The sequence below is a fragment of the Myxococcota bacterium genome, from assembly GCA_039030075.1.
Taxonomy (GTDB): Bacteria; Myxococcota_A; UBA9160; order UBA9160; family SMWR01; genus JAHEJV01.
In genome coordinates this window covers 127,299-141,719 of the sequence record JBCCEW010000015.1, presented here as the reverse complement: position 1 = coordinate 141,719, position 14,421 = coordinate 127,299, and the positions used below count along the sequence as shown (strand labels likewise).

The 14,421-nt window shown below is 70.2% G+C and carries 12 protein-coding genes and 1 pseudogene; 5 read left to right on the top strand and 8 right to left on the bottom strand.

Annotated features, from left to right (window positions below; all coding sequences use genetic code 11):
- Window positions 1-222 precede the first annotated feature (222 nt).
- Window positions 223-984, bottom strand: a pseudogene (locus tag AAF430_16630) (preprotein translocase subunit SecA).
- A 149-nt stretch (window positions 985-1,133) separates the two neighbouring features.
- On the opposite strand from AAF430_16630, the gene AAF430_16625 reads away from it, so the two are divergent.
- Complete coding sequence (locus AAF430_16625; GenBank protein ID MEM7411858.1) at window positions 1,134-3,317, top strand: sulfatase-like hydrolase/transferase; 2,184 nt, start codon at window positions 1,134-1,136, stop codon at window positions 3,315-3,317.
- A 51-nt stretch (window positions 3,318-3,368) separates the two neighbouring features.
- Here AAF430_16625 and AAF430_16620 read toward each other — a convergent pair whose 3' ends face one another.
- The 4 genes from AAF430_16620 to AAF430_16605 form a co-directional block, all read right to left on the bottom strand.
- Window positions 3,369-4,328, bottom strand: coding sequence for a M23 family metallopeptidase (locus tag AAF430_16620; protein MEM7411857.1), 960 nt, complete (start codon window positions 4,326-4,328; stop codon window positions 3,369-3,371).
- A 16-nt stretch (window positions 4,329-4,344) separates the two neighbouring features.
- A complete protein-coding gene (locus tag AAF430_16615; GenBank protein MEM7411856.1) occupies window positions 4,345-4,689 on the bottom strand; it encodes an FHA domain-containing protein in 345 nt (114 codons plus the stop codon).
- Window positions 4,690-4,798: 109 nt separating this feature from the next.
- Complete coding sequence (recN, locus tag AAF430_16610) at window positions 4,799-6,499, bottom strand: DNA repair protein RecN (GenBank protein ID MEM7411855.1); 1,701 nt, start codon at window positions 6,497-6,499, stop codon at window positions 4,799-4,801.
- Window positions 6,496-7,356, bottom strand: coding sequence for an NAD(+)/NADH kinase (locus AAF430_16605; protein MEM7411854.1), 861 nt, complete (start codon window positions 7,354-7,356; stop codon window positions 6,496-6,498). The genes recN and AAF430_16605 overlap by 4 nt, the downstream gene beginning before the upstream one ends.
- 33 nt (window positions 7,357-7,389) lie before the next feature.
- Between AAF430_16605 and AAF430_16600 the strand changes: the two genes are divergently transcribed.
- From AAF430_16600 to AAF430_16590, 3 genes are all read left to right on the top strand, one after another.
- A complete protein-coding gene (locus AAF430_16600; GenBank protein ID MEM7411853.1) occupies window positions 7,390-8,781 on the top strand; it encodes a replication-associated recombination protein A in 1,392 nt (463 codons plus the stop codon).
- A gap of 82 nt (window positions 8,782-8,863) precedes the next feature.
- Window positions 8,864-9,130 carry an LPXTG cell wall anchor domain-containing protein gene (locus AAF430_16595; protein MEM7411852.1) on the top strand — a complete coding sequence of 89 codons (267 nt, stop codon included), beginning with the start codon at window positions 8,864-8,866 and terminating at the stop codon, window positions 9,128-9,130.
- A 39-nt stretch (window positions 9,131-9,169) separates the two neighbouring features.
- Window positions 9,170-9,904, top strand: a complete 735-nt coding sequence (locus AAF430_16590; GenBank protein MEM7411851.1) for a class D sortase — start codon at window positions 9,170-9,172, stop codon at window positions 9,902-9,904.
- Window positions 9,905-9,935: 31 nt separating this feature from the next.
- Here the strand turns inward: AAF430_16590 and AAF430_16585 are convergent, their stop codons facing one another.
- From AAF430_16585 to AAF430_16575, 3 genes are all read right to left on the bottom strand, one after another.
- Window positions 9,936-10,328 (bottom strand): FHA domain-containing protein, encoded by a 393-nt coding sequence (locus tag AAF430_16585; protein ID MEM7411850.1) that lies wholly within the window; start codon window positions 10,326-10,328, stop codon window positions 9,936-9,938.
- 113 nt (window positions 10,329-10,441) lie between these two features.
- Complete coding sequence (locus tag AAF430_16580) at window positions 10,442-11,587, bottom strand: DUF481 domain-containing protein (GenBank protein ID MEM7411849.1); 1,146 nt, start codon at window positions 11,585-11,587, stop codon at window positions 10,442-10,444.
- A 234-nt stretch (window positions 11,588-11,821) separates the two neighbouring features.
- Window positions 11,822-12,763 (bottom strand): neutral zinc metallopeptidase, encoded by a 942-nt coding sequence (locus AAF430_16575; GenBank protein ID MEM7411848.1) that lies wholly within the window; start codon window positions 12,761-12,763, stop codon window positions 11,822-11,824.
- 473 nt (window positions 12,764-13,236) lie between these two features.
- Here AAF430_16575 and AAF430_16570 point away from each other — a divergent pair, with 473 nt between their 5' ends.
- Window positions 13,237-14,412, top strand: a complete 1,176-nt coding sequence (locus tag AAF430_16570; GenBank protein MEM7411847.1) for a steroid 3-ketoacyl-CoA thiolase — start codon at window positions 13,237-13,239, stop codon at window positions 14,410-14,412.
- Window positions 14,413-14,421 lie beyond the last annotated feature (9 nt).

The following is a 14,421-nucleotide window of genomic DNA, read 5'->3' as shown; positions in this document are numbered from 1 at the left end:
AGGGTGGATAAATCAATGTTGTAGGGGGTGAGGTCAACTCCACACAGCACTCTAAGATCAGGGTGCATCATGAAGTTCAAGAACATGTCACCAACATCCACATCACACATGAAAGTGCCCTCAGTGACAGCTCTCAAATGGGACCCAATGGTAGGTAAAAAGAAAGAGGGGACCCAAACTGAATTGTTGAGGCCACCAGAAGTCGCCGGTCTCTTCGATCGCCTTCGCCGCCTCGCCCTTCTCGCCTTGATCGAGCTTCGGAACCACCCGGTCGACCAGGGCGTAGAGCTGGGTGTTCTGCTCCGAAGGTCCGGAGATGATGAGCGGCGTCCGCGCCTCGTCGATCAGGATCGAGTCGACCTCGTCGATGATCGCGAAGTCGAGCGGCCCCTGAACCTGCTGCGCGTTGGTGAACTTCATGTTGTCGCGCAGGTAGTCGAAGCCGAGTTCGTTGTTGGTGACGTAGGTGATGTCGGCGCCGTACGCTGCGCGGCGCTCCACATCGGTCATGTCGTGAAGGATCACGCCCACGTCGAGGCCGAGGAAGCGGTGCACCTCGCCCATCCATTCCGCATCGCGCCGCGCGAGGTAGTCGTTCACGGTGACGACGTGCACGCTGCCCGCCAGCGCGTTCAGATAGGCGGGCAAGGTCGAGACCAGCGTCTTCCCCTCGCCGGTGCGCATCTCGGCGATGCCGCCGCGGTGGAGCACCACGCCGCCGATCAACTGGACGTCATAGTGGCGCTGCCCCAGCGAGCGCTTCGCGGCTTCGCGCACGGTGGCGAAGGCCTCGGGCAGGAGATCGTCGAGGGGCTCGCCCTGCTCGAGTCGCTGCCGGAACGCACCGGTGCGCGCGCGCAGATCGGAGTCGCGGAGCTTGGTGAGCTCCGGCTCGAGCGCACCGACCTGCTCTGCGAGCGGGACGATCCGCTTGACGATGCGGTCGTTGTGGCTGCCGAAGACGCGTTGGAAGAGGTTGGCCATGGTCCGTTCGCTGCCAGGAAGCGGGCAGCCGGCGAGTGTACGAAAGCTGCAAATGACGGGCAAACCCCCGCCCGTACAACGGAAATCGTGGTGTCCCCATCGGCGTGCGACGGCTTCGGGTGGACCGCTTTCTGCTACTTCTCGGCCCCATGCACGACGCCGCGGCGATCCACGAGGGGAAGGCCCCGCTACAGGGGCGCGGACGCCTGCACCGGGTCGCTGTCGCCGGGCTGCTCGCTGCGCTCGCGTGCGATGGCAGCCCGGCTCCGACCGCACCGGACGAGCTCTCCGCAAGCGACGCGCGCGAGACGGCGCGCAACCCGAACTACCGCAATCTCCTCTGGATCACCGTGGACACCCTGCGGACCGACGCCGTGGGTGCCTACGGTGCCGATCCCAGCCCGACCCCCACCCTCGACCGCCTGGCCCGAGAGGGCGTCGTCTTCGAGCAGGTGACGACTTCCTCGCCGAGCACCCTGCCCTCCCACGCCTCGATGCTCACCGGCCTCCACCCCTTCGGTCATGGGGTCCGCGCCAACAGCGGCTACCAGCTCGCCGCGTCCCACACCACGCTGGCCGAGGCGCTCCAGGGGGCGGGCCACGTGACCCAGGCCGAGATCGCGATCCTGGTGATGGAACGCCGCAAGGGCCTGGCCCAGGGCTTCACCGGGTACCGCGACCCCAACGCCAGCGATGTCGCACACAAGCAACGACATGCGGCCGGCGCGCGGAGCGGCCATACCGTCGACGAACGAGACGCCGACGACATCGCCCGCCACGCGGTGCGCTTCCTCGAAGCGCGCCGCGATGACCCGTTCTTCCTGTGGCTGCACTTCTACGATCCCCACGCGCCCTACGACGCGCCGCCGCGCTTCGCCGCGAAGTTTCCCGGCGTGCCCTATCACGCAGAGGTGGCGTTCACCGATGCCGCCGTCGGGCGCGTGATCGCGACCCTCGAGTCCCAGGGTCTGCGCGACACCACGCTGGTGATGGTGACCAGCGATCATGGCGAGGGCCTGGGCGACCACGGCGAGCCGACCCACTCGCTCCTCGTCTACGACACGACGATGCGCGTGCCGCTGGTTCTGTGGGGGCCGCCGTCGCTTCCGGCGGGCCGCCGCGTGCGAGAGCTCGTACGGACCATCGACCTGCCGGCCACGGCGCTGGCCTGGGCGGAGCTGGAGTCGCCCGCCGCAGGACGCGGTGCCCCCCTGCAGCCCTTCTTCACCGACACCGAACCCGTGGCGCCCGGTCGGCTGGGCTACGGCGAGTCCCAGGAAGCCCACACCGCTTTCGGGGCCTCACGGCTCTGGACCCTGCGCGATGGAACCTGGAAGTACATCCACAAGACTTCGCCCGAACTCTATGATCTGAAAAAGGATCCAGGCGAGCTCGAGAACCTTGCGGCGGCCCACCCGGAAACCCGCGAGGAGCTCCGCGAGCGGCTCGAAGCCCTGGTCGGGGCAGCGCCGGTGGCCGACGCGGATGCGACCGTCGGCCTCGACCCCGAGGAAGCCGCGCGACTCGCGGCCCTGGGCTACGTCGCCGAACCCGCGCCGGCGCCCGCCCAGAGCCTCGATCCGGTCGGGCCCGATCCGAACGGCGTCCTCGCCGACTTCGAGCAACTGGGCATCGCCTACCGGACCCTCGAGACCGACCGCGACTACGCCCGCGCCGAAGCCCTCTACGCCGAGCTCGGCGAGCGCTATCCGAACGGGCTGCCGGTGCTGCGCGGCTGGATCGACGCGCTGCGCCTTCAGGGCCGCAACGGCGAGCTCCTACCGCTCGTCGACCGCGCCATCGCGCTGGCGCCCGAAGACGCCGCCCTGCGGCTCAAGCGCGTCGAGGCACGCGAGGCCACGGGTGACCTGGTCGGTGCGGCCGAGGACGCCCGCGTGGCCCATGCGGCGAATCCCTGCGGCGAGTACGAGATCGCCTACGTGTCCCGGGTGCTCCGCGCGACGCGCGCCTTCGCCGCTCAGCGCGAAGCGCTGGCCGAGAGCGTCGAGCGCTGCGACCACGACGCGGCCCGCAACGAGTACGCCTACTTCCTCGCCACCTGTCCCGTCGACGAACTGCGCGACGCGACGCGGGCCCTACGCCTCGCCCAACAGGTCACGCGCAATCCGGGCGGCGCCCGCCCGGAGTACCTCGACACCCTCGCGGCTGCCCACGCGGAGCTCGGTGAGTTCGATGCCGCGATCCGCATCCAGCGACAGGTGGTCACCCAGCTGCGCGGTCGCGGGCTTCCCCCCGACGTACTCGCCGTCTTCGCTGATCACCTGACGCGCTACGAAGCGGGCCAGCCCGCGCGCGATCCGGCGACGCCCTAGCCCGCCCCGAGCAGCGAAGGCCTCGCTCGGAGGTTCTTCGCCGCGCTTCCGCTAGTCGAAGATGTAATCGAGCGGATTGCGGGTCTTGCCGTTGACCTCCACCACGTAGTGGAGGTGCGGCCCGGTGCTGCGGCCGCTGTTGCCGAGCGATGCGATCTTGTCGCCTCGCTCGACCTTGTCGCCGCGCTTCACGAACAGCTCTTTGTTGTGGCCGTAGATCGTGCGGACGCCGTAGCCGTGGTCGATCGTCAGGCTCTTGCCCAGCGGGCCCTTGTTGCCCGAGAACACGACCTTGCCCCGCGCCGGCGCGATGATCGGCGTGCCCGGCGCACCGGCGATGTCGATGCCCGAGTGGAACTGCTTCTTCTTCGTGAACGGCGACGTCCGGTAGCCGTAGCCCGAGGTCAGCCAGCCCTCGGCCGGCCAGACGGACGGCGAGGACGCCAGGAAGTCCTGCTTGCCCTCGAGCCCTTTCACCAGCTCCTCGAGGCTCGCGGCCTGCCCCTCGGCGATCACGCCCAGGTACTCGGCGGCGTTGCCGAGCAGACTGACGCGCTCGGGCACATCGGCGTCGGCGGGAATCGTCGGGAGTCGTGAGCCCGAGTTGTCGCCCGCACCAGCCGGAACGGCCTCTTCGAGGCCTCCCTGACCGCCGGGTCCCTCTTCGAGCGCGCGCACCTCACCGCCACCGCTCGCGGTGGAGCCAGGCAGGTTCGCGATGATCCGGACCTTGCGCTCGAGTTCGGTGAGCGCGGCCAACCGGCCGTCCACCGCCTTGAGGCGATCCTCGAACGCACCGACCTGGGTGCGTCGCTCTTCCGTCTCGATCCGCAGTGCCGCGAGCTCGGAGTTGTCGATGCGCATCCGGACGTAGTCCACGGACAGCGCGAGCACGGCCACCAGGAAGACGGCCGTGCCGACCGCGGCCTGCTTGAGCCAGACCTTCTTCAGCTCGAAACGGCGGACCGGCGAGGTCTCGTCCGAAACTACGATCAGCGAAAAAGTGTCCATCAGCCCGTTCTCCGCATCAGCACGGCAGACTCACTTCGAGAGCGAGCTTGCCGAGCTGCACTTCGTCACCGCTCTTGAGCGTCGATTTCTGTTCGCGGCTTCCGTTCACGCGGGTCCCGTTCGTACTGCCCAGGTCCTGCACGAAGAAGCGGTCGCCATCGAAGCCGATGGCCGCATGCGCGCGGGACATGGTCGGCTCGGCGATCACGATGTCCGCACCGCGCCCCCGTCCAATGACCATCCAGTCCCGATCCACCGACATCTCGAGTCCCTCGTAGAAGCCCCGCAGTACGCGGACGACGCCACCCGGGGGCACCGGACCCGCCGGTTCCTTCTCGTGGATGACGCCCGTCGTACTCATCGTCGGGTCCTCGCTTCCGAGACGTGATCCCCGACACAAGTGCAGGGGGCACGCGACTCTCCCGGTCTTCATCGGTGCGGGCGAAGCCCCGCTTGAGAAGCCGAGGGAGCTAGCGGTCCCCGCGGGTCTCGAGGAGCTCGGCGGCGTACTCGCGGGCCGCCTTGCCGGGGCGGGCGCCGCCCGCCATCCGGGCGATTTCCGCGACCCGATCGTCGCCTTCGACGACGTCGATGCGCACGCCCGTCCGCTTCCCTGCCGCCTGCTTGCGGACCCGGAAGTGCCGGTCCGCGTAGGCGGCGATCTGGGGCAGGTGCGTGATGCAGAGGACCTGGTGGTGGGCGGCCAGCTCGCCGAGCTGTTGCCCCACCCGCTCGGCCGCCTCGCCGCCAATGCCCGCGTCGACCTCGTCGAAGACCAGCACCATCCCGGCGCCCTCCTCACGGAGAGCCTGCTTCAGGGCCAGGAACACCCGCGAGAGCTCACCCCCGCTCGCGACCTGGCGGAGCGGGTGGAGGGGCTCGCCCCGGTTTGCCGAGATCTGGAAGGCCGGCACCTCGACGCCCCCGGGTCCGCAGGGCAGTCCCTCGGGCGGCTGGGCCGGCTCGAGGGCCACCCCGAACTGGGCTTCGGGCATGGCCAGCTCGCGCAGCAGCGGCTCGACCGCCCGCACGAGCTTCTTCGCCGCCGTCGCCCGCTTCTTCGAGAGCTTCGCGGCATCTGCGGTGAGCTGGTCGCGCCGGGTTGCGGCTTCCGCCTCGAGCGCATCGATCCGTTCGTCGGCGCCCTCTGCCAATGCCAGCTCGCGCGCCGCTTCGTCGCGGTGGGCGAGAACTGCCGAGACGTCGGCTCCGTATTTCCGCTGCAGCTGCTCGATCTGGTGGAGGCGCCCCTCGATCTGGGAGAGCCGCGCCGGATCGGCTTCGAGTCCGTCGAGGCGACGCTCGAGATCGCTCGCCCACTCCCGCACTTCCGCGCCGGCGGCGGCCAGGCCCTCGACGATCGGCGCCAGGCCCGGATCGAGGTCGGCGAGCTCGGCGAGGGTGCGGCGGGCCTCCTGCAGCTGATCGGCCGCGCCGGCGACCGACGGATCCTGGGCGTCGCCGATCAACCGCGCGAGGGCACCGCCCGCCTCGCGGCCCAGCCGGTCGGCGTGGGCGAGGCGCCCGCGCAGCCCGAGCAGGCCGTCGACCTCGGAAGGGTCGAGCTTCGCCTCGTCGATCTCCTTGACCTGGAAGGAGAGGAAGTCGCGGCGCTGTTCGCGCTCGCGGGTCTCCTCGCGCAAGCGCTGCACTTCGTCCGCGATCTCGCGCAGACGGGCAACCTGCTCGCTGATCGCCTGACGCGCACCACCGAGTCCAGCCCACGCGTCGAGCAACTGTCCGTGGCGTTCGGTGCGCAGCAGCGACTGGGAGTGGTGCTGGCTCGAGATCTCGAGGCGCCCCGTGAAGATCTCCGAGAGCGCGGCCACCGGTGCGAGCTGGCCGGCGAGCCATGCACGGCTGCGCCCGCTGCGCGCGAGCACGCGACGCGCGATCAGCTCGTGCGCGTCGCCCTCGAAGCCGCGCTCGGCAAGTTCGGCTTCGAGGTCGGGGAGTGCTTCGGTGCGAAACACGGCCTCGACGACGGCCTGGTCGGCCCCCTCGCGAATCGATTTCGAGGTGCCCCGCCCTCCGGCCAGGAGCGCCAGCGCGCCGAGCACGATCGACTTGCCGGCTCCGGTCTCGCCGGTGAGCACGTTGAGCCCGGGCGCGAACTCGAGGGCCGCCGCCTCGACGATGGCCAGCTCCTCGATGCGGAGGGTCTCGATCAACGCTCCCCCCAACGGAGCTTCTCGCGCATCACGGCAAAGCGATTGCGCCCGGGCGGGACGAGCAAACGCACGGGGTAGGCCGACCGCACGACCGACACCCGGTCGCGCTCTTCGAGTTGGAGCCCGACCTGACCGTCGACGGTCAGATGCACTTCGCCGCCCCGCATGTCGTCGACGTGAATCTCGACCTGGCAGCTGTTCGGCAGCACCAACGGACGCTGGGTGAGCGTATGCGGACAGATCGGCGTGAGGACGATCGACTCGCCATCGGGCAACAGCAGCGGACCGCCGGCCGAAAGCGAGTAGGCCGACGAGCCGGTGGGCGTCGCCACGATCAGACCGTCGGCGTGATAGGTAGTGACGTAGGCGCCGTCGGCCCGCGTCTCGAGGTCGATCATGCGCGAGAGCGCGCTCTTGCCGATGACGGCGTCGTTGAGCGCGAGGTAGCGCGCGAGCACTTCGCCGCCCCGCTCGACCTTGACCTCGAAACGCATGCGCGGCGCGACCACCAGGCGTCCGTCGAGGGTCTGCTCCAGGGCGTCGAAGAGCTCCTCGCTCGAGATCTCGGCGAGGAAGCCCAGCGTCCCGAGGTTCACCCCCAGCAGCGGCACGCCGCGATCTCCGATCGCGCGGGCGGCGGCGAGGATGGTGCCGTCGCCACCGAGCACGATCAGCAGGTCGACCCGCGAGGCGAGGGTTTCGAGATCGAGCCCGTCTTCGTCCATCCAGCGTGCGGCCTCGGTATCGAGGGCGACGCCAATCCCGCGCGCCGACAGCCAGCCTTGGAGCTCCGCGACGCGCTTAGCGACCTGGGGTTGGTCCGGCTTGACGCAGATTCCGACCGACGCGTAGGGCACGGAGGGAGGATCACACGTTGCTACGCTGGCCGCATGCCCTCCGACGACTCGCTCGAGCTCTTCCCGCGCGAGCCGCGTCGAGCGCCCTCGCCTCCGTCCCCCCATGCTCCCTTGGCCGAGCGCATGCGACCCCGCAGCCTCGACGAGGTCGTGGGGCAGCGCGAGCTGCTGGCCCCGGGTGCCGCGTTGCGGGCCCTGGCCGACGGCGGACGACTGCCCTCGCTCTTGCTCTGGGGGCCGCCGGGCTGTGGCAAGACCACGCTCGCGCGACTGCTCGCCGGCGGCTCGGGCGCGGGCTTCGAGTCGCTATCGGCGGTGGTCGCCGGCGTGAAGGAGATCCGGGAGACCGTCCAGAAGGCACGGCGCTCCGCGCGGAGGACCGTGCTCTTCCTGGACGAGATCCATCGACTGAACCGCGCGCAGCAGGACGCGCTCCTGCCCCACGTCGAGCAGGGACTGGTGACGTTGATCGGCGCCACCACCGAGAACCCGTCCTTCGAGGTGATCGCGCCGCTGTTGTCCCGCTGCCGCGTCTTCGTTCTCGAACGACTCGAGATCGCCGACCTCGAGGACCTGCTCGAACGTGCGGTCCACGAGAGCCATGGGCTGCCCGGCTGGGAGCTGCCCGACGAGGTGCGCACGGCGATCGCCCACGCGGCCGACGGCGACGCCCGCCGCGCCCTCGGTCTCCTCGAAGCAGCGACCTCCATCCATCACCAGCGCGAGCCGGGCAGCCGGACCCTCGCCCTCGCCTCACTCCGCGAAGCGGCCGGACGCCCCACCCTGCTCCACGACCGCGATCGGGAAGAGCACTACAACCTCGCCTCGGCGTTCATCAAGAGCCTGCGGGCCAGTGATCCCGACGCCGCGCTCTACTACGCCGCCCGCTGGATCGCCGCCGGCGACGACGCGCTCTTCCTCGCCCGCCGACTGGTGATCTTCGCTTCCGAGGACGTCGGCAACGCCGACCCCTCGGCGCTCGGGGTCGCGATGGCGGCGTACCAGGCGGTCGAGCGCATCGGCATGCCCGAAGGACGCATCCCCCTCGCCCAGGCCGTCACCCATCTGGCCTGCGCGCCGAAGAGCAACGCGGCCTACAGGGCACTCGGCCGGGCCCTCGAAGCGGTGGAGGCATCGGGTTCGCTCCCCGTCCCCCTGCACCTGCGGAACGCCCCCACCGGTCTGATGCGCGGCCTGGGCTACGGGAAGGAATACGCCTACCCCCACGACGCCCCGGACACCTTCGTGCCACGAGACAACCTCCCGGACGGGCTGGCGGGCCGCCGCTTCTACGAGCCCACCCGGTATGGCGCGGAGGGCCCGGTCGCCGACCGCCTCGCAGAGTGGCGCCAACGCCGAGACACCGCCTCCACCCGGCCCGGCCGCCCTGGATCGCCCCCCCAGCGTCCGCGCCGAGACGAGTAGGAATCCACCCATTCGAGGGCCTGCAGGACCCCCGTGGGTATGTCATGCTTCGCCCCACTGTCCCCCCCGATGTGAGGATTTCATGAAGCGCATCTGTCTCTTCATCGTGATGGCCCTGTTCCTCGGCGCGTGCGCGAGCACGCCCGAGCCCGAGCCGGCCCCGCCGCCGCCGGTCGCCGAGCCGGCTCCCGCACCGCCTCCGCCGCCGGAGCCGGTGGAAGAGCCCGAGCCCGCGCCGATCGAGCTGCCGAAGACCGCCAGCTCGCTGCCGGCCGTTGGCTTCGCCGGTGCCCTCGGTCTGGCCGGCGCCGTCGTGGTGCACTGGGCCCGCCGCCGCTTCCTCGGCTAGGACCGCCCCCTGCGGCGACTCCGCGAACGCGAGGTTCGGATGAACCCGGCGTCATCCACGCATCGTCCCCGAACGCCCGGCGCCCCGCGCCGGGTGCTCCGGGCCGGTTTGCGCGGCCTCGAGTGGGTGCTCGGGGTGGGCGGCCTGGTGTGCACCGCGCTCTACGTCGCGGCGTGCGCCCAGGCCCAGCACACCCAGACCGCCACCCGGGAAGCCTTCGATTCGGCCCTAGCGCGCCAGCAGGCGCTGCACCGCGAAGCGCCCGACTTCCGCGACTGGTCGCCCGGCCGGATCGAGCGCTACGAAGCGTCCCGCGAGGCCGCGGTCGAAGCACTCGGTCGGCTCGAGATCCCGGCGGCCGACGTCTCGGTGATGGTGCTCGACGGCACCGACGAGACGACCCTCGACCGCGCGGTCGGACGCATCGAAGGCACCGCCCGCCTCGGCGAGGACGGCAATCTGGGCATCGCCGGACATCGAGACGGTTACTTCCGCGGACTCCGCCATCTCGAGGCCGGCGACGCGCTCTCGTTGACCACGCTCGGCGGCGTGACCCACTACGAGGTCGCACAGATCGACATCGTCACCCCGGACCGGGTGGACGTGTTGGCCCCGACCGACGAACCGACGCTCACCCTGGTGACGTGTTACCCCTTCTACTTCGTCGGGGATGCGCCACAGCGCTACATCGTCACCGCCCGCCAGACCCGCTTCGACCCCTGGCAGCAGCCGGCGCCGGTCCAGGCCGGCCCGCGCAAAGTCGCGCGACGCTAGTCCGCGTGGGTCGGCGCCCGACGCGCGCGCCCTACCCATCGATCCGGTAGATCGGGGCCGCGTCCGGTTTCTCGATCAGGATCTGCAGGACGTGATTGCCGACTGCGATGCGGTCCCCGTGACGCAGCTCTTGCTGGGTCACGCTCTGCCCGTTGCAGCCCACCGGCGCCTCCGCGGGCGCCAGCGCTACGAGCCGGAACCCGCCGCGATGGAACTCGACCGCCGCGTGTGCAGCGACCATCGTCGGGTCGTCGAAGACCGCGTCGGCGCCCTCCCCCGAACCGATCACCCAGCGAGGCCGCAGGATCCCGTGTTCGTCGCCGGGGACGTCCCCGGACACGACGATCAGCGTGACTGCGTAGCGCTCGAAGCCCGTCGCCGGCTCGGTCGCCAGCGGTTCCCGTTCCCGGACGTTGTCGCCCATCGGTCACCTCCGTCGCTGCCTCCGAGCCTTCTAGCGGCGGAGCCTCGCGGACGGAATGTGACGGGGATCGCAGCGCCGGGGGCGGGAGCCCCGCCCCCAGGGCTGCGACACGCCTAAGGGAAGCGGAGCGAGAGCGCTGCCGTGGTCGTGACCCGGTTGCGCCGGGCGCCTTCGGCCGGGGTGTTGTCGTACTCGTCGATCAGCGCCACCCGGAAGGCGAGCCATTCGAGGAGCGGGAACTCGAGGGACGTCTCGGCACGAATCAGGTAGTCGCGCTCCCAGTCGTCGACGGCCGGCAGGTACTCGGCCCGGCCCCGCCAGATGGTGCCGAAGGGAAGCTGCGCATCGGCCTGGGCACCGAACGCAATGGTCCAGTAGTTGTTGCGCCCGCGGTTCCGCTTCAGCGGCGGCAGGCCATCGATCGGCTCGGTGCCGAAGAACTGCTCGTAGATCCAGGCGCCACCGACGTCCGCGGAGAAGTTGAAGCGGTCGCTGCGGACGATGTGCGCACCGGCACCGGCGCGCGGCTCACCGCGCAGGGCGAGATGCTGAATCGCGTCGTGGGTGCCGCGCAGGGAGGCATAGCCGTAGAGGCGATCCGTGAAGTCGTACTCTCCGCGCAGGAAGCCAATCACGACGTTCTCGGTGACCGAGCGCTCCTCACCACGGCTCTTCTGATTGCCGTAGCGGCCCGACCCCTCGAGCAGGAAGCGCGTTGGCCCCTTCTCCCGGAAGAGCCGCAGCCCGGTCGTGCCGAGGACCGTCTCGGTCGCGCTCGAGTTGTAGGCCGCACCCGCATCGAAGGAGGCTTCCCAGTAGCGGAAGGTGCTGCGCAGTCGGTCCATCAGCGTCGCGTTCACCGCGCCGTCCCGGAAGGTCCGGAACAGGGTGCCCGGTTCGATCCGCTGGGCGGCGCCTCCTTCGGTTCCGATCAGGAGCGAATTGCCGTCGTCCAACACGTCGAGCAGCTGGCCCTGCGCTTCGCCGTCGTCTCCGTAGAGGATCCCGAACTCGGTCGACGACTGGATCGACTCGATGTCGGCCCAGGGAATCACGATGGAGCCCGCGCCGTGGATCGGCTCGAAGACGGCACCCGCCGGGGTGAGATCGACGACGGTGCCGCGCAGGGAGTCGCCCTTCACGACGACGATGTCCTCGGCGTGAGCCGCCGACACCACGAACCAGGACAGGGACAGCGCCAGGACGATCCCGACACCGCGAGAGCCCCGGCACGCCTGCCGGGGGTTTTCGAAACGCATGGGTCCACCTTGTGATTGGGGTTCGGAAACCGGGTGCGCGCCGGCACGCGCCGGTGTTCACCGGGGCGACGAGCGCCGCCCCGCGCGCACACTCCACACCTCACCTCCCCAATGCAAGCCGAGGCGCGGACGTCACCGCGCGGGAGCGCTTTCCCGGCGCCGAACGATCGCGACTGATCCGCTTACAGATCAGTGCGTTAGGGGCTCACACCGAGAACCGACACGAGCTGCGGGCTAGCGCCGGCCGAAGGTGTCGCAGGCGTTCGGATCCCCGCGCTCCAGCCCGCGGCGCAGCCACTCGGTGCGCTGGGCCGAGCTGCCGTGGGTGAAGGACTCGGGATGGACGCCGCCCCCCGACATCTCCTGGATGCGATCGTCCCCGATCGCCGCCGCGGCGCGGAGCCCCTCTTCCACGTCACCCGGCTCGAGAATCCCGCGCTTCGCTGCGTCGTGGCCCCAGACACCGGCCAGGCAATCCGCCTGCAGCTCCATCGCCACCGACAACCGGTTCGCCTCGCTCCGGCTCGCGCGCTGCTGACTGCGCACGCGCTCCTCGATCCCGGTGAGCTTCTGGATGTGGTGGCCGATCTCGTGGGCCAGGACGTAGGCCTGGGCGAAGTCGCCGGGGGCCCCGAAGCGGGTGCGCAGGTCCTGATAGAAGGACAAGTCGATGTACACCTTCTGGTCCCCGGGACAATAGAAGGGCCCCATCTCGCGCTGCCCCGTACCGCAGGCGGAGCGCGTCGCTCCCCGGAAGAGCACGAGGCGCGCATCGCGGTAGCCGGGCAGCAATCGCACCCAGGTCGACTGCAGATCGTCGAGCGTGAACGAGACGAAGTCGACGAGCTCTTCCTCTTGCGGTGAGGCGCGGAACGGCGCACCCGCCGCGACGTCTGCCCCGCCGCCGAAGGGATCGACGCCCACCTGCGTTCCGCCGCCGAGGCCACCCCCGAGCCCGCCACCGGTGAGCAGGCTCAGCGGGTTGATTCCGAGGAACCACATCACGCCGAGCATCAGCAAGAGGGACCAGATGCTCATCTTGCCGCCGCGCCCGGTCGGAAGCGGCAGCCGGACCGGCGAACCACCGCGGCCGAACGGAGACCGACCCCGCCCGCGCCCGGTCTGGGCCCTTCGGTCCTCGAGGTTCCGGCTCCGCTCGCCCTTGCGCCAACGCATTCCAATCCTTCCCTGCTTTGCGTGCCCATCGATTCCCGGCGAACGCGGCGCGCCGGGGCCGAGGGGGCACCCAGTCTACTCACGGGAAAATGAGCCCGCCGAGCTTTCGGTCACCCGGACGCGGGCGATTTCCTGTGACGCGCCCGGCCCTTGCCGGCACACAACCATCAAGAGCTCGGCAGCTCGGATCTCCGGCCGCTCCCGCGCTCTTCGGCACCGCGCTTCGTTCCCCCACGGGGCTCGCGCGATCGGGCCGCGGCTCCCACCAGCCGCCATTCCCCCTGGTCGTGCTCCTGGGCGGGCCCCCCGTTCGGCGGTCGAACGGAGCGCGGTGCCGATTCGCGTGCGTCGGGCCCCGCCCCCGAAGCCGGCCCGGCCGGGATCTCCTCGCCGGAGCCATAATGTATGGCCTCATACAATATGACGACCTAGAATCTCGGCCCGTTGACGTCCATCCACCAAGGAGTGTCCCCATGACCGAAGTCGTGATCGTCGAAGCCGTCCGCTCTCCCCTCGGCAAGCGCCGGGGCGGTTTGTCCACCACCCACTCGACCGAAGTCCTCGCCCAGGTGCAGAAGGCCCTGTTCGACCGCAGCGGCGTCGACCCCAAGGAAGTCGGCCAGGTGGTCGGCGGCTGCGTCGGCCAGGTCGGGATGCAGACGATGAACGTCACGCGCAACGCGTGGCTCACCGCGAACCTCCCCCTCGAGGCCGCTGCGACCACGGTCGATGCCCAGTGCGGTTCCTCGCAACAGGCCACCAACCTCGCCTACGCCCTGGTGGCGGGCGGCGTCGTCGATTGCGCGGTGGGCTGCGGTGTCGAGATCATGAGTCGCGTGCCGATGGGTGCCACGATCCCCAAGGAGCCGAGCGTCGGCAAGCCGGTCACCAAGGCCTACTGGGCGAACTACGAGTTCACGTCCCAGTTCGAGGGTGCCGAGCGCATCGCCAAGCAGTGGGGCCTGACGCGCCAGGACATCGACGCCTTCGGCAAGCTGTCCCAGGACCGCGCCGCGGAGGCGTGGGACGACAACCGGTTCGCTTCGCAGATCCTGCCGATCGACGCGCCGGACCTCGGCGACGACGGCAAGCCCCTCGGCACCACCCACCGGGTCGAGCGGGACGAGGGTCTGCGCGAGACCACCCTCGAAGCCCTGGGCGGCCTGAAGACGAACCTGCCCGAGGGCGTGCACACGGCGGGTACTTCCTCCCAGATCTCGGACGGCGCCGCGGCGGTGCTGCTGATGACCCGTGAGAAGGCCGAGGCCCTGGGCGTCACGCCGAAGGCGACGATCGTCGACACCTGCCTGGTCGGCTCGGACCCGGTGCTGATGCTCACCGGCCCGATCTACGCCACCCAGAAGCTGCTCAGCGACCAGGGCATGCAGATGAGCGACATCGACGTCGTCGAGATCAACGAGGCGTTCGCCTCGGTGGTGCTCGCCTGGGAGAAGGAGCTGAAGCCCGACATGGCGACGGTGAACCCGAACGGCGGCGCGATCGCCCTGGGGCACCCGCTGGGCGGTACCGGCGCGGTCCTGATGACCAAGGCGGTGCACGAGCTCGAGCGCGCCAACAAGGAGCACGCCATCGTCACGATGTGCTGCGGTGGCGGCCTCGGCACGGGCACCCTGCTCCGCCGCGGCTGATCCGACGCC

Excerpts from the sequence above, each read along its gene's own strand:
- AAF430_16580 (MEM7411849.1), bottom strand. The coding sequence starts at position 11,587 with ATGCGTTTCGAAAACCCCCGGCAGGCGTGCCGGGGCTCTCGCGGTGTC.
- AAF430_16625 (MEM7411858.1), top strand. The coding sequence starts at position 1,134 with ATGCACGACGCCGCGGCGATCCACGAGGGGAAGGCCCCGCTACAGGGG.
- AAF430_16570 (MEM7411847.1), top strand. The coding sequence starts at position 13,237 with ATGACCGAAGTCGTGATCGTCGAAGCCGTCCGCTCTCCCCTCGGCAAG.
- AAF430_16585 (MEM7411850.1), bottom strand. The coding sequence starts at position 10,328 with ATGGGCGACAACGTCCGGGAACGGGAACCGCTGGCGACCGAGCCGGCG.
- AAF430_16590 (MEM7411851.1), top strand. The coding sequence starts at position 9,170 with ATGAACCCGGCGTCATCCACGCATCGTCCCCGAACGCCCGGCGCCCCG.
- AAF430_16620 (MEM7411857.1), bottom strand. The coding sequence starts at position 4,328 with ATGGACACTTTTTCGCTGATCGTAGTTTCGGACGAGACCTCGCCGGTC.
- AAF430_16600 (MEM7411853.1), top strand. The coding sequence starts at position 7,390 with ATGCCCTCCGACGACTCGCTCGAGCTCTTCCCGCGCGAGCCGCGTCGA.
- AAF430_16575 (MEM7411848.1), bottom strand. The coding sequence starts at position 12,763 with ATGCGTTGGCGCAAGGGCGAGCGGAGCCGGAACCTCGAGGACCGAAGG.
- AAF430_16615 (MEM7411856.1), bottom strand. The coding sequence starts at position 4,689 with ATGAGTACGACGGGCGTCATCCACGAGAAGGAACCGGCGGGTCCGGTG.
- AAF430_16595 (MEM7411852.1), top strand. The coding sequence starts at position 8,864 with ATGAAGCGCATCTGTCTCTTCATCGTGATGGCCCTGTTCCTCGGCGCG.